Raw genomic sequence first — 2,201 nt, 5'->3', positions numbered from 1 at the left:
CTTATGCGCTCAATCGAGGGATATTTACCCGTCAGCGAAAAGTAATACCCCTCTGGAGGCCACGGACGGCGCGGCCTCCAGAGCACTTTGTCGTTTTTGGACGGAAAATCCCTAGAACCCCATTTTGCCATTCAGATGTGCCGCGAGATCGGATTACCTCTGTTTCCGGGTTTTAGTGCCGAGGCCAGAGAAACTCTCCTCCACTACCGTTGGCCGGGCAATATTCGTGAACTGAAAAACGTCGTGGAGCGATCCGTTTACCGGCATGGAACCAGTGATTACCCGCTGGATGAGATAATCATTGACCCCTTCCGCCGCCACACTACTCAGCCGCAGGCGCCGGAAACTAAACCGATGTCTGTAGGGTTACCGCTGGATCTGCGTGAATTCCAGCAGCAGCAAGAGAAAGACTTTCTACAAACCAGCTTACAGCAGGCAAAATTTAACCAGAAAAAAGCCGCTGAATTACTGGGTCTGACTTACCATCAGCTTCGCGCTTTGCTGAAAAAACACCAGATTTAACGCACATTTGCAGATGTCATATTGGCGGATTTGACGCATAACCTCATCAGGGTTTACCATGACGCCATTACTGTATAAAAAAAACAGGTACAAATATGGCTCTGGCACTCGTTGGCGAAAAAATTGACAGAAACCGTTTCACCGGTGAGAAAATTGAAAATAGTACATTTTTTAACTGTGATTTTTCAGGTGCCGACCTGAGCGGCACTGAATTTATCGGCTGTCAGTTCTATGATCGTGAAAGCCAGAAAGGGTGCAATTTTAGTCGTGCGATGCTGAAAGATGCCATTTTTAAAAGCTGTGATTTATCCATGGCGGATTTTCGCAATTCCAGTGCGCTGGGCATTGAAATTCGCCACTGCCGCGCACAAGGCGCAGATTTCCGCGGCGCAAGCTTTATGAATATGATCACCACGCGCACCTGGTTTTGTAGCGCATATATCACGAATACCAATCTAAGCTACGCCAATTTTTCGAAAGTCGTGTTGGAAAAGTGTGAGCTGTGGGAAAACCGTTGGATAGGTGCCCAGGTACTGGGCGCGACGTTCAGTGGTTCAGATCTCTCCGGCGGCGAGTTTTCGACTTTCGACTGGCGAGCAGCAAACTTCACACATTGCGATCTGACCAATTCGGAGTTGGGTGACTTAGATATTCGGGGCGTTGATTTACAAGGCGTTAAGTTGGACAACTACCAGGCATCGTTGCTCATGGAGCGACTTGGCATCGCGGTGATTGGTTAGCATTCACGGAGCGGTAAGTACCGCTCCCGCCCTTATACAATAGTGTCCGCCCTTGCCTTAAAAGTCACTTTCGACGCACAGATCGTAAACGTTAGAGGGTTCCGGTCCCCCCATCAGAACACCAGACCTGACCAGACGTATAGCTGTTCTCCCGAGCGGCCAGGGTGACATAAAGCGGCGCGATTTCCACCGGTTGACCAGGGCGTCCCAGCGGCGCATTTGCCCCAAATTTCTCCACCTTTTCCTGCGGTTGACCACCACAGCACTGCAGTACAGTCCAGTATGGACCCGGCGCGACGGCATTGACACGGATCCCTTTCGGGGCCAGCTGTTTCGCCAGCGATTTAGTAAATGCCACGATAGCTGCTTTAGTCTGAGCATAATCAAGCAAGATTTCACTTGGCTCATAAGCCTGTACGGAGGAGGTATTAATTATCACGCTGTCTGGTGAAAGATGGGGTATGGCCGCTTTGGTGATCCAAAACATAGCGTAAACATTGGTTTTGAATGTTGCGTCGAAGTCTTCTGTGGTGAGTTCCTCAATTGACTCACAAAATTGCTGACGACCCGCATTATTGACGAGGATATCCAACCCTCCCAGTCCTTTTACCGCCTGTGTTACCAGATGACCGCAAAAAGCCTCATCACGGATATCTCCGGGGATGGCCAAAACATTTCTGCCTGCTTTTTTTATCAGATCGACCACTTCACGCGCATCGTCTTCTTCTTCAGGTAAATAGTTAATCGCAACATCAGCGCCTTCACGAGCATAGGCAATAGCAACAGCACGACCAATCCCTGAATCCCCACCGGTAATTAAGGCACTGTTGCAAAGTTAGCGATGAGGCAGCCTTTTGTCTTATTCAAAGGCCTTACATTTCAAAAACTCTGCTTACCAGGCGCATTTCGCCCAGGGGATCACCATAATAAAATGCTGAG

General features: G+C 49.3%; 1 protein-coding gene and 2 pseudogenes. 2 read left to right on the top strand and 1 reads right to left on the bottom strand.

Features of this window, described 5'->3' with window-relative positions; genetic code table 11:
* Positions 1 to 120: 120 nt before the first annotated feature.
* Together ACMWKK_RS26105 and ACMWKK_RS26100 are read left to right on the top strand one after the other, a co-directional pair.
* Positions 121 to 522: pseudogene (locus ACMWKK_RS26105) on the top strand (helix-turn-helix domain-containing protein); the annotation flags it as partial.
* Between the two features lie 95 nt (positions 523 to 617).
* Entirely contained in the window at positions 618 to 1,262 is a 645-nt protein-coding gene (locus tag ACMWKK_RS26100) for a quinolone resistance pentapeptide repeat protein QnrB1 (protein WP_014386481.1), read from the top strand.
* Between the two features lie 91 nt (positions 1,263 to 1,353).
* Here the strand turns inward: ACMWKK_RS26100 and ACMWKK_RS26095 are convergent.
* Positions 1,354 to 2,085 (bottom strand): annotated as a pseudogene (locus ACMWKK_RS26095) (SDR family oxidoreductase); the annotation flags it as partial.
* Between the last annotated feature and the right edge of the window lie 116 nt (positions 2,086 to 2,201).

This window comes from Enterobacter sp. 01-M-03-SI-ECC (assembly GCF_047530215.1).
In the GTDB taxonomy this organism is placed as follows: domain Bacteria; phylum Pseudomonadota; class Gammaproteobacteria; order Enterobacterales; family Enterobacteriaceae; genus Enterobacter; species Enterobacter chengduensis.
This window is presented reverse-complemented; position numbering and strand designations above follow the sequence as displayed.